The following is a 19,274-nucleotide window of genomic DNA, read 5'->3' on the forward strand; positions in this document are numbered from 1 at the left end:
CTTATCATAGCGTCTTGAATACTTTTTAATGAACGATCTTTAATCAATGCTCCTTAATCAATGTTCCTTAATCGATGCTCGTTAATCATTGCTATTAAGAATACCTCAACTCTCACAAGCATAAATTCTCTATAGCTAATAGTGTCAATAGTGGTTAAGATATTATAATAAATTTTGATTAGACCTACCTCATGCGATAGCATCTTGTTAGACAGGATAAAATAAATCGTAGAAAATAATGAAAATAAGGAGCAAGAAAATGGCGAACAATGAATTTGGTAGCGTGTTTTTTGATGAAATGACAATAGCGTCATATGATGGTCAAGCATGGTCAGACACCAGCCTTGTGCCGTCAAATAGCTTATCACTGCACCCTGCCACTCATGTTTTACATTATGCTAGCACTTGTTTTGAAGGCATGAAGGCGTTTCGTACCCATGATGGCAAAATTAATATATTCCGAATTGATGACCATGTTCGCCGTATGCAAAATTCAGCACGAGCCTTATATTTACCAGTGCCCGACGCCGAGCAGCTAAAATCAATGATTATTGACCTGCTTGTCAAATACCGTGATGAGGTTCCCGCCTTTCCAAGCGCTGCCTACATTCGCCCCACGCTTATTGGAACCGATCCCTCCATTGGCCGAGCCGCAGCTCCCAGCGAAACCGCTTTATTGTATGTGCTAATATCTCCCGTTGCCGATTACTTTGTGCCGGGATCAAGCATGCGTGTGCTGCTCAATACTACTGACTTACGCTGTGCGCCTCACTTTGGCGCAGTAAAAAGTGGCGGTAATTACGCCTCTGCACTTGGGCTTGTCATGAAAGCCAAAGAGAAATACGGTACTCAGCAAGTCATTTTTGCGCCAAATGGCGATGTACAAGAAACTGCAGCCGCCAATTGCCTACTTATCAACGAACAAGAAGTGATTACCAAATCGTTAACCAGTGAATTTTTGCCCGGTATTACCCGTGACTCCGTTTTAAAAGTAGCACAGACGCTTGGGTACAAAATTACTGAACGCGCCATTCAAGCTGAAGAACTTATAGAATGGACAAAAACAGGCGAGATTGCCTTATCAGGAACGGCTGCCGTATTAACCCCCGTGACCGAAGTGGTCTATCAAGATGACATTTATCCCGTCAAAGGCGGCACACAATCGCCAAACACCGTCAAAATCCGTAAAGCTTTAAACGACATTCAGTGCGGCCTAGCTGAAGATTCTTTTGGCTGGATTACGCAGATTTAATACAATTAAATAACAACGTTTAAAAAACAAAAAAGAGCCTCAATTCAATTAAGGCTCTTTTTTTATTTGGCATTGTATTGAGATTTTAGAATGAATTTATCATGTTTGAGGCAATTCACATTGCCTATATTATGGGTTAAGGTGTCATACGTACAAGACTTCCATCCTTTGAAATCTCAATAACATTTGAATAAATGGCTAAAACCTTTTGTTCAATATCATGGTCTGATAGGCGATTTAACGGTTCATTTGGTTGTTCAGCGAGAGATTGTACCAAGTCAGGCAGTTTGACCCATCCCTCAGTATCTTTGTTCACGTTATTCAAACGTTTAATCGTTTTTTGAACCTTTTCAATAAATGGCGTAAAGTTAAACTTTCTAACAAACATCTGGCTATTTTCTATTTTAGTTTCAAACTTCACAAGCTTTTTAAGTAAGGTAGAGAGTTTAGAGCGACCATAGGTACGAGGGTCAAAGTCGGGTTTAACGTTGTTAATATATGTTCCAACAGTAGACAGACTTGCCCAGCCATCATCATCAGAGTTGTCTTTAATAGCTCTATAAATGAGATTTAACGTTGGCAAATCTATTTCAGTCTTATCTGTTTTGTTTGGATCAGGCGTGGATTGTTCAATATCGTCTTTGTGCTTTGATACGTTATTTATAGTCTTTTTTTCATCAGTAGTAGGTGCTGGTTTAGGATGATTGTCAGACTTTAAGTGATGGCTATTTGATATTTCTGAATTAGTATCTAAATTAGAGTCTATGTTTTCAACATAGATAAACTTATCACATGCATTTACAAAAGAGGATACGGTTTTCTTTTCGCCAAAACCATACACCAACAGCCCGCTCTCACGGATACGTGAGGCTAATGGCGTAAAGTCACTGTCGCTAGAAATAATACAAAATCCATCTAAATCTCCAGCGTAAAGTAAATCCATGGCGTCAATGACCAATCGCATATCTGTGGCATCTTTTTGAGCCACATAAGCAAACTGCTGTACTGGTGTGATGGCATTCGGTAATAATTTATCACGCCATGATTGAAGTGAGTCCACACTCCAATCGCCATAAATTCTTTTGACACTTGCAATGCCATACTTTGCAATTTCTTCTAGTATCGCTTCAATATTGCGATGCGAAGAGTTATCAGCGTCAATCAATACGGCAAAACGTTTCACTGAGCAACCTCAACGGCATCTACATTCTGGAAGCCACGTGGTAATTGGCTGCCCCGGTTGCCTCGCTTGCTGGTATAGTTGGCTAAATCATGCGGCTTTAAGGTCACATGGCGTTTGCCAGCAGTGATGACCAAACTGTCGGCGTGATGGAGCGGGGTCACGGCAATCACTTCTTCGCCTTTTTTAAGGTTAATCAGCTTATTGCCTTTGCCCCGTTGCTGTTCAGGCAACTCATCGATAGGGAATATCAGCAAATAACCGGCTGACGTGACCACCGCAATTTGGTCCTGTGCGGCTTTGTCCAATGTGCTTTTTTCGTCTGAGCCATCGGAGCTGTCAGACACTTCTTTTACGTCAATTTCGGCAACGTTTAGCAGGCGTGCATTACCTGTAAAGTTGATGATGTTTTTACCTGCTTTTTGGTTGGTGTCTAAGTTACCAAGCGTGTTGATAAATCCATAACCCTGTGAGCTAGCTAAGATAATGCGCTGGGTGTCATCGCCAGCGAGTAGCTGGGTAAACTTAGCGCCAGCAGGAGGCTTTAACACACTGGTTAATGGGTCGCCTTGACCACGCGCTGACGCTAACGTGTGCGCTTCAATGCTATAGCTTCGGCCAGTGCTGTCCATGATGTAAATCTTCTGGTTGGATTTGCTTCTGACATGGGCTTGATAGCTATCCCCTGAGCGATAACTCATACCAGCGGCATCAACATCGTGACCTTTCGCTGCACGGATCCAGCCTGCCTGCGATAAAATAGCAGTAATGGGCTCGCTTGGCACAAGGTCAGACTCTTTAAGCGCAGTCGCCTCATCACGTTCAACAATGGGCGATATGCGCTCATCGCCGTGTTCTTTCATATCCGCTGTCAGCTCTTCAGCCATCAGATTGTTTAAACTATCAGGGTTATCAAGCAGCTCTTGAATGGTCGCTCGCTCTGAGGCAAGCTCATCTTGTTCGCGTTTAAGCTCAATTTCCTCAAGCTTAGCAAGCTGGCGCAGGCGAATATCTAGGATGGCGTTGGCTTGAATCTCGGTTAAATCATAGCGAGTCATCAACTCCATTTTTGGATCATCTTCTTCACGTATAATCCGAATGACCTCATCAATATTGAGGTAGGCAATCAGTAAGCCCTCTAAGATATGCAAGCGCTTATCAATCTTATCGAGGCGGTATTGCAAGCGGCGGGTGACCACATTGCGGCGGCATATGAGCCACTCGGATAAAATTTGTTTTAGATTTTTGACTTGTGGCTTACCATTAAGGCCAATCATATTCATATTGACGCGGTAGTTGGATTCTAACTCTGTACTGGCAAATAGATGACTCATCACTCTGTCGACATCGACACGGGTTGAACGCAGCTCTAACACAATACGGCAGAAGTTTTCGTGATCCGATTCGTCATGAATGTCCACTACCCAAGGTAGCTTTTTGTCGGTCATGAGCTTGGCAATTTGTTCTTGAATTTTATTGCCAGAGACTTGATAGGGGAGCGCGTCGATAATAACCAGATTCTTTTCGTTCTTATCAACGTGATACACCGCACGCATTTTATAACTGCCACGTCCTGTTTCGTAAATGGCTTGTAAATCTTTCTTAGAAGTTATAATCTCAGCTTTGGTCGGTAAATCAGGCGCAGGGATAGATTGGGTTAATTGCTTGACCGAAAGATCAGGGTTTTTAAGCAGACGAATCGCCGCCCGTACCACTTCATTTAGATTATGTGGCGGAATATCAGTTGCCATACCAACCGCAATACCTGTCGTACCGTTTAGCAGAATGTTGGGAAGACGGGCGGGCAAAGTAACGGGTTCTTGCATCGAGCCATCAAAGTTATCTTGCCAGTCTACGGTACCTTGTCCTAGCTCAGCGAGCAGGGTATTGGCATAGGCGGACATTTTCGCTTCGGTATAACGCATCGCCGCAAATGACTTTGGATCGTCTGGACTGCCCCAGTTGCCTTGACCGGTAATAAGCGGATAGCGATAACTAAACGGCTGAGCCATCAATACCATGGCTTCATAGCAAGCAGTATCACCATGTGGATGATATTTACCAAGCACATCACCCACGGTACGAGCCGACTTTTTAGGTTTTGCGGTCGATTTAAGCCCCAACTCACTCATGGCGTAGACGATGCGGCGCTGAACAGGCTTTAAACCGTCGGCAATATTAGGCAGGGCACGATCCATAATGACGTACATGGCGTAGTTTAAATACGCCTGCTCAGTAAATTCAGCAACGGATCGGGTATCCATTGGCTCACTTGGGATAGGGCTATCAGGGGGACTTATAGTGTCAGACATAATGAGAGGGACTGCCTTATTGGTTTGAGATTGTTAACAGATTGTTTTTCTTTTAGAACCTGTATTCACAACCTATAATTGGTTGTTTTCGCCTAAAACAAGCCACTATTATTAGTTAAAGTTAGGATTAAATAGAGTGATTATTCAACCCGAGCTTTTAACTTAATGGTGCCTCGTATTGACTCATTTTATTCTAAAAATCTCCTAACTTTAGCTAATGAATACAGGCTCTTAGTTTTTTGAATAAATAGTTTTTTGGATGAATAGCTATTCAATGTTTATTAGTTATTAAGTTATGAATAGGTTTGCAGTATCCTAGCTTAAATTGCTGCAATAGAAAAGACGATGTGTGCGTCATACGTCAACAGATGGCGCAAAGAAGTCGTCAAGCGTCATCGTAGACATAAGCATTATGGTGCTTTTTATACAATTCATATGATAAAAGGTCATTTATCAGATGGCATCATTAACAGGATGTTCATTGCGCCTCATCATCATATAGGGGTATAGCCAAGGTATGGGTATAGCCAAGGCATTTATAACCCGTCTAGCTATTTAGATCGTATTGACTTTTTAATTTATCATATAAGTCATTAGGCATAAGTTTTATATATAAGAGGGCATTAATGTGTTATTTTTGGGTATTAGACTTTCAAATAATAGCATTTTGGAACCAAGCGTCCTGTTAATACCAGCATTGACCGTGAGTAGAAACAGAAAAAACAGACCTGACCCGTCAAATAAAATATAATTTTTTCATAGATTTTTGATTAGTATAGATAAAAAATCTATGAAAGAGTAAGTATTAACACAGGAGATCTACAGGTTATGGATAATCATGACACCCTCATTCGCTATAACGATAAACCTTGGTTAAAAATCTATGAAAAACTAGGGGTGCAGTATGATGTGACACTGCCGCCAGCCGATACCAGTTTAATAGACATATTCGAACAGTGCTTTATGGACTATAAAGGTAAAACTGCTTTTGTATGTATGGGCGCCGCGCTTTCTTATGACGAGTTAGACCAATATAGCCGAAAAATTGCCGCGTATTTGCAGTCACTAGGGCTTGAAAAAGGCGATAAAGTGGCGGTCATGATGCCAAATATTTTGCAATCTCCTGTGACAATACTGGGGGTGTTGCGGGCAGGATATACCTTAGTAAATGTTAACCCATTGTACACCTCTAAAGAGCTTGCGCACCAGCTAGAAGATTCTGAGGCCAAAGTACTGTTTATATTAGAAAATTTTGCTAAGACCTACGCCGATATCGGTAAGGATCTGGTAGATCACGTCATCGTGGCATCTATGGGCGATTTAATGGGGTCGTTTAAAGGCTTGCTTGTCAATACGGTTGTACGCCATATTAAAAAGCTAGTACCAGATTACGCCATTAAAAACAGTGTGACTTTTAAAAATGCTTTAAATCGATTTTCTACGGGGCATTATAAACGTCCGAACAATATCGTTTTAGAAGATGTTGCCGTGTTGCAGTATACGGGCGGTACCACTGGCGTGGCTAAAGGTGCCATGCTGACTCATGGTAACTTGGCAGCCAACTTGATTCAGTGTAATCTGTTTTTAGGTGAGGCGTTTGATTCATACAAAAGCGAGCAAGCGGTCATTTTAACAGCGTTGCCGCTCTATCATATTTTTTCGTTTACCGTCTGTGGTATGTTTGGGTTGTATCGAGGATGTATTGGGTTGTTAGTGCCGAATCCTCGTGATTTAGATAGCTTGATTAAAGCTTATAAAGCGTATCCACCTGCATTCTTCCCAGCTGTTAACACGCTGTTTAATGCGCTTGCCAATGATAAGACGTTTCAAGAACTTGATCACAGTATGCTGCAGATGTCTATGGGTGGTGGTATGGCGGTTTTAAAAGATACCGCTGATAAGTGGCAGAAATTAACGGGGAATATTATCGTACAAGGTTATGGGCTGTCAGAAACGTCGCCTGTCGCGTCAGCAAATCATCCCCGAGTGTCAACTGAATTTACGGGCAATATTGGCACCCCAATGCCCGGTACGGAAATGGCAATTCTAGATGAAGAGGGTAACGAGGTTGAGCGCGGAGAGCGTGGCGAGATATGTGTGCGTGGGCCGCAGGTTATGAAAGGCTACTGGCATCGTGAAGAGGCCACACAAGAGGTTATGACCGATGATGGTTACTTTCGTACCGGTGATATTGGTATTATGAGTAATGAAGGTGTTTTCACTATCGTTGATCGCAAAAAAGATATGATTATTGTTTCTGGATTTAACGTCTATCCAAACGAAGTAGAAAATGTCATGGCAGATCATCCAAAAATCTTAGAGTGTGGTGTCATTGGGGTTGAAGACAGCAGGACGGGTGAGAGACCTAAGATATTTGTGGTACGTAGCGATGAGAGTTTGACTGAAGAAGAGGTATTACAGTTTGCCCATGATAACTTAACGGGATATAAGCGCCCGCGTATAGTTGAGTTTATTGATGAGTTACCTAAATCTAATGTCGGCAAAATACTGCGTAAAGATTTGCGTAAGCTTGAAGCGTCTAGATAGTCAAAATAGCAGCAAGCTTTGACATTATCTCTGCAACAAGAAACTGCCAATAGAATTAATGTAGACGTTATATTTGTAGGCTGTAAGAAGCTATAGGGTTCACGTTTAATCCTTTACATAAGGTTAAGTGTTTAATAAACAGTATTGTGACCCACTTGAGTTTGAGAGGGGATACGAAGGAGAAGAGAGACCAAGGAGAAGGGATACGCGTCGCCACCGTATCCTTTTTTTAGTATGGATCAGGTTTTGGTTTACAGTTAGTTTTTTGTTTTAATTTCCATTTTCTAGAATGTTTTGATATAAGATAAATATAATCACGAACTGGTTTCTTATGAAGATTATTATCTTATTAATTTTCATCTTATTTTTTATCTTATAAAGAAACACATAACACGAATTAACAACATCCAACGATTTTACAGGTAATTTAATGACTACAGCAGACAATCAAGACTCTACCCATGTTATAGACAGCCACTTACATGGTACCTATCCGACATTTCCGGAGATTCTAAGCGATCGCCCTTGGCTTGAAACATATAAGCGTTATGGGTTGTCATCATCCATTGATATGCCGGCAGATGACACCTCATTACTTGATGTGTTTGAGCGTAACTTTGCTCGTTATGGCAGTAAAGATGCTTATATCTGTATGGATGCGTCTATTACGTATCGCGAGCTAGATCATTATAGCCGTCAGATAGCGGCCTATTTACAGTCAATAGGGCTTAAGAAGGGTGATAAAGTAGCAGTAATGATGCCTAACGTACTTCAGTACCCTATACTGGCACTGGGTATTATTCGTGCTGGCATGATATTAGTTAATGTTAATCCTCTGTATACCTCGCGTGAGCTTGAGCATCAAATCCATGACAGTGGGGCTAAGGCCTTATTTGTTATTGAGAACTTTGCTAATACCTATCAGAAGGTTGTTGACAAAGGTGATATTGAACATGTGGTTGTGTGTAGCATGGGTGATATGCTGGGATTAGTAAAAGGGTTTGTGGTTAACATGGTAGTGCGTCATGTTAAAAAGATGGTGCCAAGCTACTCACTTTCAGGTAGTAAGACCTTCAAACAGGTGCTTGAGTCTGTTTCTGCGCATCAATACGAAAGGCCAACGCTAGATTTAAGTCATGTTGCTTTACTACAGTATACTGGGGGCACAACTGGTGTGGCAAAAGGTGCTATGCTGACTCATGGCAACTTGATTGCTAACATGCTACAGATAAATAACTTAATCAGCGCGGCATTTGAAGATACACCGAATAAGACGGAGATTATGTTAACAGCTTTGCCTCTGTATCATGTTTTCTCATTTATGGTCTGTGGTCTTTATTCGATGTATGAAGGTCTTGCTGGTTTACTCATTCCAAACCCGCGTGACTTAGATGGTCTTATTAAAGATATGGCTAAGTACAAGCCTGCTTATATTCCAGCAGTCAACACTTTATTTAATGCATTAGTCAATCACAAAGACTTTAAAAGTCTTGACTTCTCGAACCTTAAAGCTTCTATTGGTGGTGGTATGTCAGTATTACCAAGTGTTGCTAAACAGTGGCACGAAGCAACAGGTTTACCTATCGTGGAAGGCTATGGACTATCTGAAACCTCCCCTGTGGTAACTTTTAACCCTATGACGATTTCAGATTTTACTGCAAAGATTGGTGTACCAGCCCCCGCTACTGATGTTATTTTGATTGATGATGATGGTAATCTTATGCCAATTGGCGAACGTGGAGAGATTTGCGTCAAAGGACCACAAGTCATGGTAGGGTATCAAAACAGACCTAAAGAGACGGCTGATAGCTTCACTGATGATGGCTATTTCAAGACTGGCGATATTGGGATTATAGATGAAAAAGGATTTATCAAAATTGTTGATCGCAAAAAAGATATGATTTTGGTGTCTGGTTTCAATGTGTATCCTAATGAGATTGAAGAAGCAATGACAGAGCATCCAAATGTATTAGAGGTTGGGGCTATTGGTATACCAAGTGAAGAACGTGGCGAGGAGCCTAAAATATTTGTGGTCAAAAAGGGTAATGTTACCGAACAAGAGTTACTTGATTTTGGCAAAAAACAGTTGACAGGTTATAAACGTCCTCGCCATGTACAGTTTGTTGATGAGCTACCTAAATCAAATGTCGGTAAAATCTTACGTAAAGAGTTACGTAAGATGGAAGGTTTAGATTAAACGCATTTTGCAAACCTGATTGAGGCTCACACTTGGCGCTAGAATTCAGTGATAATGATTGAGCTATCGCGCTGTTTAAAAGGGTGTGCCTTGCTATTGAGTAGCCATGACGTTACGATAACAGCAAATAGATACTAAACAACGATTTTATAAACGAGCTAATTTATAAAGGATACCGCTAAACAATGCGTATAGATAACCGTCAGCATGATGAACTTCGTAATATAACTTTTGAACGAAACTATACCAAACATGCCGAAGGGTCAGTACTGGTCTGTTTTGGCGACACCAAAGTACTGTGTACAGCCAGTGTTGAAGCAGGCGTTCCTCGCTGGTTAAAAGGTAAGGGTCAAGGCTGGTTAACCGCTGAATATGGCATGTTACCGCGCGCCACCAACACTCGTAACCAACGTGAAGCCGCTCGTGGCAAGCAGTCGGGACGTACTCAAGAGATTCAGCGCCTGATTGGTCGGAGCTTGCGTGCTATGATCGACATGAGTAAACTTGGCGAGAATACAATTTATGTTGATTGTGATGTGATCCAAGCAGATGGGGGTACCCGTACGGCCAGTATCACTGGTGCGGCTGTTGCATTGATTGATGCCTTAGAAACCCTACAAAGAAACAAAAAAATCAAAGAAGATCCTCTGATTGGTTTAGTGGCTGCTGTCTCTGTTGGGGTTAAAAATGGCGACATATTGCTAGATCTAAACTATAGCGAAGATTCAAGCTGTGATACCGACCTTAACGTGGTAATGACACAAAAAGGTGAGTTTATCGAGATTCAAGGAACAGCTGAGGAAAAGCCTTTTACCCGTGCAGAAGCAGATAAAATGCTTATTGTCGCTGAAAAAGGTATTGCTGATTTAGTGAAACTACAGCAAACGGCATTGGGCTGGTAATTTCATAGGCTAGACTCAAAGGTTAATTATGCTACAAGTGACTGACCATGGCGCCAATATAACCCTCTCTGGCAAAGCGAAAGGCTTTGGTGATGGACTGTTTTGGTTTGCAAGTGCCTTATTGATAGGCGCCGTTGGTGTAGCACTGGCGATGAGTTTACTTCCTGAACGATTAGCCATTGGCGCTTTAGCTGTTTTGATTATTGGTAGCTTTGTGTTTAATAGGCTGCGCTCTAATGCTAAAGCGGCTGAGGTAATTAATAATGGGGTTCTAAAAGTACAAAAGGGTATGTTTGTGCATAATGTGCTTGGTAAACGGCAGCAAATTATTATTCATGCAAATGATAAGGTTCAGATTAATGGCGCAGAATTGCTGATTACTGATGTCAATGGCAACGTTAAATGTCAGGTATCAGGGTTTGATTCTCCTAAAGAAGCACAAGTGATGCAAGCTGTGCTACAGGGCCAGAAGTTTGATAAGCGTAATGCTAATATAAGAATGCAATCAAACTAGGACACTGCCTAATATGAGTCTTACATTATTTTTTAAAAAAGCCTGTATAAAAAAAGCCTGTATAAAATAGTATACGGGCTCTTTTTTTGTGGGTTTAGATGCGGTAATAATGATATATTATTCAAACTAATACTAAATACTGTTTGTTACCTAGTAACAGTTTTAGACTACTTGACTATAGCATCAGTAGAATCCGTCATCCAAAGATAATACAGTCAACATAGTGTATAGATTGAGGTTATTACCATGACTTTACCCCTATTTAAACCCAATTTATCTAAATTAGAAGCAACGACGTATAAAGTTAGCGTAGCAATAATAAGAGTAGCAAACCTACTAGCAGATCTGAAGATTAGAACATTTACCATCACTTGCATGGCTCTTAGCACAATGCCCTTAGCAAGCGCTGAGGATTCAATCTATCAGGCGGATGAGTGGCAACCCTCACAGCTTTTTGCGTTGCAAAGCACTCCATATAGTAACTTACCCATGCAACACGCTTCGATCGTTCAGGCGTCAGAGTTAATGGCTTCAGAGCCTGCTAAGCGGGTATTGCGACAAGCAAGAGTAATGACCTTGAACCAAAGAGTCATCGTCGGTGGTGGCTGTTGGGACTATTTAAATATGGTATTCTCAAGAGCGACTGTAGGCCGTGATACAGTGCTTAAAGGTAGCTATGAAGCAGGGCCCTATGCTAGTCGTGAACAATTGCGCTCAGGAGATTGGCTGTATTTTATCAATCATGGATATAATGATGTCGAACACAGTGGCCTATTTATTGGTAGGGTAGAGCCTGACAGCAGTCAAGCTCTCATTTTGAGCTATGCAGGAGAAAATCGCCAAGAGCCGGCTCGTTATAAGGTATATGACTTAAGTCATGTCTATAATGTCATACGGCCTATATAGTTAGACTGTCTCAAATAAATCCGCTACGGTATTTGTTGACCTTCCTCAATATACTACTTGTTGTCCTATCTAGGGTTGGTCGCCTGCGTTTTAGGGAAATTAGTAGCGAAATTATTTAAGTATGTCACTATTAAGTATGTCACTATAAAGGGGAGAGGTTTGACAGGTTTTTTAATTTGACGGGCGTGTTAAAAGGGTTTGACGATAACCAAGCACACGGCTCCAATCAATACAAATACAGGCATTTCGTTAAACCAGCGCCAATACACATGCGTTTTATGCTGAGGGCTCAACGCAAGTTTCTTACGATACGCCCCGCACATACCATGATAAGCGGAGAGCAGAACGACGAGTAAGATTTTGGCATGTAGCCAACCTTGCGTCTTATAAACATCCCATCCTAGAAATACCATCCATAGGCCAAACACCCAAGTGGCTATCATCGATGGTGTCATAATGCCGCGATATAGTTTACGCTCCATAATCACAAAGCGATCTTGGCTAACTTTATCTTCACTCATCGCATGATAAACGAATAAACGTGGGAGATAAAATAGGGCTGCAAACCAGCACACCATAGAGATAACATGTGCTGCTTTTATCCAGTTAAAGTAGTCTGCCATAGGTTAGTTACCGAGTTAAGTGCGTGTTAAGGATTAAGCGCTTTTATAACTCATTTTTAAAAGGTTAGCCAGCCTATTCTCTAAACGATTAGTTAAAGTGTTAGGCTGTTAAATTTTGTGTATATGGCTACGTGTACCACTCATGGCATTAACAACAGGTACTGTAGAGGGCATTGCTTTAGTAGGCTTAAGCCCAAGTTGTGCCATTAGCCTATCATCATTAGATTGGCTAGAGTTTCCTGTGGTTAATAGTTTATCACCATAAAAGAACGAGTTTGCGCCTGCCATGAATGCCAATGCTTGCTCAGAGTCAGATAGGCTCTCACGGCCTGCTGATAGCCGTACATAGCTTTTAGGACAACAAATACGTGTCACGGCAATGGTACGAATCCATTCCAGTACTGGCAGTTGGCCCTCACTGATGACTTTATCGCCAAGAGGTGTGCCAGCAATGGGCACCAGTAGATTGACAGGAATAGACTCTGGTGGAAGAGGCATGCTGGTAAGTTCATAAATCCAATCTATACGGTCGTCACGGCTCTCTCCCATACCCACAATACTGCCACTACACACATTAATACCAGCATCACGCACGTTTTGAATGGTGTCAAGGCGGTCATCATAGCTACGTGTGCTGACCACCTCATTATAATATCGGCGCGAGGTATCTAAGTTATGGTTGTAATAATCAAGTCCAGCTTCTGCAAGTTGTGAGGATTGCTCTGGGCTAAGCATACCCAATGTCATACAGGTTTCCATCCCTAAGGCTTTGACTTCTTTGATAAGTTCAGCGATATACGGCATGTCCTTTTTACTTGGGTGCTTCCATGCTGCACCCATACAGAAGCGTGATGAGCCTGATGCTTTGGCTCGTTTAGCAGCGGCTAGCACTTTATCGACTTCCAGACGTTTTTCTGCCTGTAGTTTGGTTTTATCGCGGTGATGTCCTGATTGTGAGCAGTAGCCGCAGTCCTCAGGACAATTGCCTGTTTTAATAGACAATAACGTACTGATTTGAACTTCATTTGCGTTGAAATGCTCACGGTGTACAGTTTGGGCTTTAAGGAGTAAGTCCATAAAAGGCAACTCAAAAAGCTCAGCAATTTGGTCACGAGTTACTGGTGCGGTATCCAAATTTGAATGCTCTAAATCTGTATAAGCGGCGTAGTCTAAACTATTATTCATATTATCGTTAGCGGCAGAGTTGGGCTCTGCAATTTTTACCAAAATCGTCATGCTACAATCCTTTGCAAATTATTTGTATAAGAGTGTGTTTCAGGCATACCTAATGAAGTGACCTAATTCTTAAAATTCAAATAATTCAGTTAATAGAGTATATATCTAGGGTTTATGTGTACAATTGTACCATTTATTTGATGATATTAAATAAACGAAAAACGCCTAAAGCGCATGATAGCGTTTAGGCGTCCAAATAGGCTTATTATAACAATACAATAGTCTTACAATCCTATCATCTGACAGCAAACCGCTTATTATAATCGAGTATGATGTAACGATTAAGAACGCAATGATTAAAAATTAGGGCGTATTTTTATTAACCTTACTTATAAGCATAAAAAAAAGAATAAAAGGTCGCCAAACAGGACTGATTTAAACCAAAACAATGAAATATTAACGAGAAATCATCCAGAGGTTAGCGCAAGTACAGCCATTTTTAATGCATAACCTGTAGATTATTGTCAAAAAGAACATGCTCTCATTAAGTCTGTCCAATCGTTTGGTCATTTCGACAGTTTATGCTTCAACATTCCAATAACATTTGAAGCTAAGCTTTGTGCTTTATAAGCATAGGGTTTTGCCTTTTGAAGCAAAGGCTTAATCTCTTCTGGTATCTCAGGGACGATGTGTTTAGACAGCTTATTAAACCACATGAGTAAACTGTAATCGCCCTCCATGCTCATTTCTTTTTCTTGCACTGCCGTCATAAAAGCAGCCACATTACCACCCGTCAATAATCTTATACCAGTCGCTGAGTCTTGAAAGTCAATACTAAGGTCTGGCTCAACGGCTTCGCCACTATATTGACTAAATTTACCTTCTTCAAAAGTATAATAACGAGAAACACCCGCGGCAGCGCTACCAATTTGAATGGTAACATTGCGGCCGTCTAATAGCGCAGCGAAGTCTTCATTATCACTATTTGCCAGCATAGATAAACGATAGCCAACTGCTGCTAATAGACCATCTAATGGGTCGGCTTTGATATTTAGTACAGGAATAGTAAACATAGTAGTGTCCAGAAATTAAACAAAAGTTAATAAAGTGATGTCATAACGATAGGTTAATATTTAATTAATACCTTTATTTATGAGTGATGTGATACTTCCTATTATTATGCTTTTTACACTGGTTTTCAATGCTCTTGTTGTCAAGGTACGGCCAAAATCATTTACAAAGGTAATTAATAAAGCAAAGAAGGCAAACTCTGCTAAGCTTGCCTTCCTTTTTTGCTGTACATGAAGCTTGCGAAACAGTTAGTTATGGAATCTAGGTTTGTAGTTGTTATAAATTGGCGTGTGCTCGATATAATTATCAGAGTGTGCCAATGGCTTTGAGCCTCTTTTCAGCTTCATACCCTTAGTAGCGCCAGAATGGGTAGGTGTTCTAGAATAGCGATATGCTAAAACAAGGCTTGGTACAAACCAAGTGATGGCAAGCGATGCAACATAGCTATGCCATATGTCAATAGTAAAGGTGCTGGCAACAACAGATTGAATACCCTCTACTACAAGCCAGTAGCCCATACCGCCAAGCAGATACGCTAGCAGATAGCGATGATTCGATAAGAGTGTCGCAAAGATGCCTATGGCAATAAGTACTAAGCCAAGTGTAGACCATGAAATTACGCTGGAAAACCAATTGAAGTTGGTGGCCAAGATTATGCTAGGTGCCATTTTGATTGCCTCATGTACTGTCAACAAATACAACATCAAAAGTCATGTTGAACGGTGTAAGTTGTTTCTCATTGATTGTTATTATGCTTGTATTTTATGGAAATAAAAAGACAATGACTAACAATTTACGACAGTAGCTGTCGTGTTGTTCTGCCAAAAAATAGGCATATTTTTGCTAACCTAGACAATTAATTGGTTTGGAACAATTTTTACCAACAAATATTTTATATGAAACTTTTGTGACAGTGTTATAGAAATATTTTGCGCTAAATTTAATCTCCAAACTGTCATAAAAGTTTTATTTGTATGTAGTATTAAACGGATTTTAATAGCAGTGTTATACCAACTATTTAAAACCAACTTTACAATAAATCTTGAGCAGCGTATCCCAAGACATAAAGCACCCCTTCTAGTCCAGTTGCGTTAATGGCAGCATCCGCACGTGAACGCACAATAGGCTTGGCATGGTAAGCCACCCCTAGATCTGCATAGGCCATCATGGGTAAATCGTTTGCACCATCACCGACACAGACAACCTGTGCGGCGTTAATGCCAAGACGCTGAGCCACCTGCTCAACCAAAGCCGCTTTGCGCTCACCATTAATGATGGGTAGGATGACATTACCGGTAACGATATTCTCTTCTATATCAAGCTCGTTGGCATAGACCTCATCGATGCCAAGCTCTTGGGCGATGCGCTGAGCAAAATAAGTAAAACCACCAGATACCAGCATGGTGTGATAACCAAGCTTTTTTAAGTTGGCCATCAAGGTGCGTGCACCAGCTGACAATGTTAATTTACTTTGGACTTCATCGAGTACGTCAGTTGATAAATTTTCGAGTAGGGCAACACGGTTGCTAAATGACGTATCAAAATCGATTTCTCCACGCATTGCAGACTCGGTAATTTCGCTGACTTGCTCGCCAATCCCTGCATGCTTTGCCAGCTCTACAATTACCTCTTGTTCGATTAAAGTGGAGTCCATGTCAAAACACACTAAACGATGGGGGCGTAACATTTTGGCAAGCGAGATAATATGACAGTCTATAGCTGCATCACCGCCCAGATCTGCTGTAATCGGTAATGTATCAATAAATTGGCGCAGATGTGCGGTTATACCGTCATCTAAAAGACGAGCAGCGGCCGCCTTTTTATTGGGCTGCATGGTAGAGGCATCTGTTGGCAAAAGCACATAGCGATATGTAAATACTGAAGTTAGCCGGTCACTACCTGAGTGGTCCTCTAAGTTATCATGTGCATAAGGTACTTTAATAATTTGCCATAAAGGGTTATGGGTAGCCCATTCCTTAATATGTGATTCAAATTGAGTCTTTTTATCTGTATTCCCCTCATTAATAAGAGCTTGTTGATGTACAACAACTGATAGCGAGAATACTGGTAGGGTTTCAAGTTGCTCAATTAGATCAAGTGATATTTTATTATTAGAATTATTTAAATCGTCAAGATTAACATCGTCAAAGCGTAAATGACGTGGCAATAAGTCATTGGCTTGTTGTAATGCACGCAGCCAACCCTTTAGGTGCTGTGCCATTCCGGATCCAAAGCTGGCAAAGTTTGCCGTGATCTCGGAGGGTGTTTTTTCTGTACTGAAGCTGTTATTTTGATAATTAGTTGTAGTATTTTTTGTCATGGTCAGCTAAGCCCCTTGTAAGCGTACGCAAGATTAGGAATAATAGGACGTGCCAGAATTAGAGCACCCCCTCATCTTTTACAAAAGTTTAGCATAACATGACGTATTTAGCGCCACGGCAAGGCCTGTTTGCCATAATTATTCTTATTAGTTTTTTTATTCAAGCGACGTTGCTGATTATCAGCACCGATCAACAGCTTGATGCGCTTAAAAAGCAGACAGCAGAGCGGATGTTAGTTCAGCTCGTTGACGAAGTTAAACTGCCTTTGTTAAGCAAAGACAAAGTCAGCTTAAGTGTTTTGACGGGTAGATATACCAGTGAAAACCATGTTGCAAGCGTGACAGTTCGAGATATCGACGATGACGTGCTGCTGCAAACGGGTCAAGCGCAACTGTTGAGTGGTGATGAGATTTCTCAGCCAGTGATTCTAGGCGACAATGTTATCGGTAAGGTAACCTTGACGCTACGGGACACGAGCAAAGGCGAAATCATTGCCTCTCAGTGGATATACATTTTGGGCTCCTTCATCGTGCATCTGTTATTGTGGCTCATTTATGGCTATATGGCACGGCCAACACGTGAGCAGCTTGCTGCATTGAGCCGAGATATTCAAGATCATTTGATTGAGCAGCAAGGCTCTAGGTTTATTAGTCGCTCACGTCGCAGTCGGCTGCCGGATGACAAGGTTGAAGACTATGACGATGGCTTGACTGACACCGTTAATGAGAGCAATACAGGTTTTGATGTCCATCAAGCTGTCAATCAATATGTACAAGCCCATCAAGACGATAACACCCTAGAGGATGGTCAACGTGCTAACGAAGACAATAGAGATGACGCACCGGCAAGGCAGACACATAACGACTCAAAATTTGCTAATGACGACATCGATGCTGCTTTAAATGATGATAATGCGCCCTCTGATAGCATCAGTACGTCATCAAGAGGATACAGACAAGGCGACGCAAGCAGTCAAGGTATCGAAGGTAATCCCCAACACATGTCGGCAAGCGGTACGATGCGACAGGGGGCTACCGTTCCCTATCCACGTAAAGTTTTAATGAGTAATCGCCCCATAGAGGTTGCGACAGTGCAAATTCGTTTCCACGATCCAAGTAAGCTGATTGGGACACTTGCGCTTGAGCAATCAAAGCCATACTTTGCTCTATGTACTCAGTTGTTGCAGCGTACACTTGATGAACTATTAAAGCAGCCGTTGCTATACGGCGTTAAGATTAACAATGAACCCATATTTGATGCTAATGGGGCCAATGTTGAATTTATAAACAGGGGTAGCCTCAGCAAGGCAGCCTTAGCCGCAGTGATGCTTGCCAAGGTTTTTGTTATGCTCAATCAAGTGACCTATATCAAGCACCGTGAATTGCAAAGATTTGCTTTAGAAGTCTATGCAGGTGTGAGTGATGACGCAGTGGCTGAAGAGATGCAACAAGTCGTGCGCCATAGAGCAAAAGCCAATGACGTGCTTGCATTATTACCTACTGAAGGTGTGAAACAGCTTAGCGGGCATATGCAATTGGAAAATTTAAGCAACCCAACAACAGTATATGAACGTGATTGCTCTATTGTTAAGGGCACCAGTGATGCGATGATGCAGCGGCTAGTTGAGGTAAGAAATGCTGTATTGTTATCCGGTCAGCGTTAGGTTCTGAGCATTGATATTGAAACAACAGCCATCACAATGAATTTAGCTAAGTTTGATGGCTATAATTGATAGCAGATTATGACAATGTAAAAATAACACTTGATGGTTGATGATTTTTATAAGATGATTCGCATATAATTTCAGGCAGCAAAAACCAACCAACAAAATCCGTCAACACTCAAATGGTTTAATTGTTAGATAACAAATCAAGAGGACAGTAACGTGAGTGATAATGATATTGATGATTTCGATGATGATAATTTCGATGATGATGATGACGCAAAAAAGGTGGATGAGCCAGATACAACGGCCGTTTTAACCAGTTTAGAGAAGCGCCGACTTATTGACAATATGTTAGAGGAAAAGCGTCTGGCGCGTGAGTTAAAAGATGGTTTTGACGATGATTTTGATGATGACCTAGACGATGATGACCTTGATCTTAGCGACGACGATTTTGACGATGATCTTGTAGAAGATGATGAGGATGACGACGTTTAATACCCTTATTATGTAATACCCTCATTTTATAATGCCTTTATTATTATATAAGGTTACATAATCTTATATAGCCCTATAACAGGGATTTGCTTAACAATATTTATCGCGCATT

At 41.3% G+C, this 19,274-nt stretch carries 15 protein-coding genes; 8 read left to right on the forward strand and 7 right to left on the reverse strand.

From position 1 onward, the window contains the following. Nucleotides 1-238: 238 nt before the first annotated feature. A complete protein-coding gene (locus tag AC2SLL_RS03950; protein ID WP_486530373.1) occupies nt 239-1,252 on the forward strand; it encodes a branched-chain amino acid aminotransferase in 1,014 nt (337 codons plus the stop codon). Nucleotides 1,253-1,388: 136 nt separating this feature from the next. Here AC2SLL_RS03950 and AC2SLL_RS03955 read toward each other — a convergent pair whose 3' ends face one another. Then, nucleotides 1,389-2,435, reverse strand: a complete 1,047-nt coding sequence (locus AC2SLL_RS03955; protein WP_486530374.1) for an NYN domain-containing protein — start codon at nt 2,433-2,435, stop codon at nt 1,389-1,391. Further along, on the reverse strand, nt 2,432-4,744 hold the full coding sequence (parC, locus tag AC2SLL_RS03960) for a DNA topoisomerase IV subunit A (protein ID WP_486530375.1): 2,313 nt from the start codon (nt 4,742-4,744) through the stop codon (nt 2,432-2,434). Before parC ends, AC2SLL_RS03955 begins: the two co-directional genes overlap by 4 nt. A gap of 828 nt (nt 4,745-5,572) precedes the next feature. Here parC and AC2SLL_RS03965 point away from each other — a divergent pair. The 5 genes from AC2SLL_RS03965 to AC2SLL_RS03985 all read left to right on the forward strand — a co-directional run bounded on the left by AC2SLL_RS03965 (nt 5,573) and on the right by AC2SLL_RS03985 (nt 11,810). Continuing rightward, nucleotides 5,573-7,291: an AMP-binding protein gene (locus AC2SLL_RS03965; RefSeq protein WP_486530376.1), complete on the forward strand. Its 1,719-nt coding sequence runs from the start codon at nt 5,573-5,575 to the stop codon at nt 7,289-7,291. 430 nt (nt 7,292-7,721) lie between these two features. After that, nucleotides 7,722-9,488, forward strand: coding sequence for an AMP-binding protein (locus AC2SLL_RS03970; protein ID WP_486530377.1), 1,767 nt, complete (start codon nt 7,722-7,724; stop codon nt 9,486-9,488). 185 nt (nt 9,489-9,673) lie between these two features. Next, nucleotides 9,674-10,390, forward strand: a complete 717-nt coding sequence (gene rph / locus AC2SLL_RS03975; protein ID WP_486530378.1) for a ribonuclease PH — start codon at nt 9,674-9,676, stop codon at nt 10,388-10,390. A gap of 28 nt (nt 10,391-10,418) precedes the next feature. Further along, nucleotides 10,419-10,904: a hypothetical protein gene (locus tag AC2SLL_RS03980; protein ID WP_486530379.1), complete on the forward strand. Its 486-nt coding sequence runs from the start codon at nt 10,419-10,421 to the stop codon at nt 10,902-10,904. 246 nt (nt 10,905-11,150) lie between these two features. Further along, nucleotides 11,151-11,810, forward strand: a complete 660-nt coding sequence (locus tag AC2SLL_RS03985) for a hypothetical protein (RefSeq protein WP_486530380.1) — start codon at nt 11,151-11,153, stop codon at nt 11,808-11,810. Nucleotides 11,811-11,998: 188 nt separating this feature from the next. Here the strand turns inward: AC2SLL_RS03985 and hemJ are convergent, their stop codons facing one another. From hemJ to serB, 5 genes are all read right to left on the reverse strand, one after another. Then, complete coding sequence (gene hemJ, locus AC2SLL_RS03990) at nt 11,999-12,433, reverse strand: protoporphyrinogen oxidase HemJ (RefSeq protein ID WP_486530381.1); 435 nt, start codon at nt 12,431-12,433, stop codon at nt 11,999-12,001. 108 nt (nt 12,434-12,541) lie between these two features. After that, nucleotides 12,542-13,669, reverse strand: coding sequence for a biotin synthase BioB (gene bioB / locus AC2SLL_RS03995; protein WP_486530382.1), 1,128 nt, complete (start codon nt 13,667-13,669; stop codon nt 12,542-12,544). Between the two features lie 506 nt (nt 13,670-14,175). Then, entirely contained in the window at nt 14,176-14,682 is a 507-nt protein-coding gene (locus tag AC2SLL_RS04000) for a hypothetical protein (RefSeq protein ID WP_486530383.1), read from the reverse strand. Between the two features lie 246 nt (nt 14,683-14,928). Beyond that, nucleotides 14,929-15,348, reverse strand: coding sequence for an AciT family ciprofloxacin tolerance protein (gene aciT, locus AC2SLL_RS04005; RefSeq protein WP_486530384.1), 420 nt, complete (start codon nt 15,346-15,348; stop codon nt 14,929-14,931). 362 nt (nt 15,349-15,710) lie between these two features. Then, a complete protein-coding gene (serB, locus tag AC2SLL_RS04010; protein WP_486530385.1) occupies nt 15,711-17,000 on the reverse strand; it encodes a phosphoserine phosphatase SerB in 1,290 nt (429 codons plus the stop codon). Between the two features lie 98 nt (nt 17,001-17,098). Here serB and AC2SLL_RS04015 point away from each other — a divergent pair, with 98 nt between their 5' ends. Together AC2SLL_RS04015 and AC2SLL_RS04020 are read left to right on the forward strand one after the other, a co-directional pair. Further along, a complete protein-coding gene (locus AC2SLL_RS04015; protein WP_486530386.1) occupies nt 17,099-18,664 on the forward strand; it encodes a hypothetical protein in 1,566 nt (521 codons plus the stop codon). A gap of 222 nt (nt 18,665-18,886) precedes the next feature. Beyond that, the gene (locus tag AC2SLL_RS04020) at nt 18,887-19,162 is read left to right on the forward strand and encodes a PA3496 family putative envelope integrity protein (protein ID WP_486530387.1); all 276 of its coding nucleotides are present in this window, start codon (nt 18,887-18,889) and stop codon (nt 19,160-19,162) included. Nucleotides 19,163-19,274: the final 112 nt, after the last annotated feature.

The sequence above is a fragment of the Psychrobacter sp. CX97 genome, from assembly GCF_057396285.1.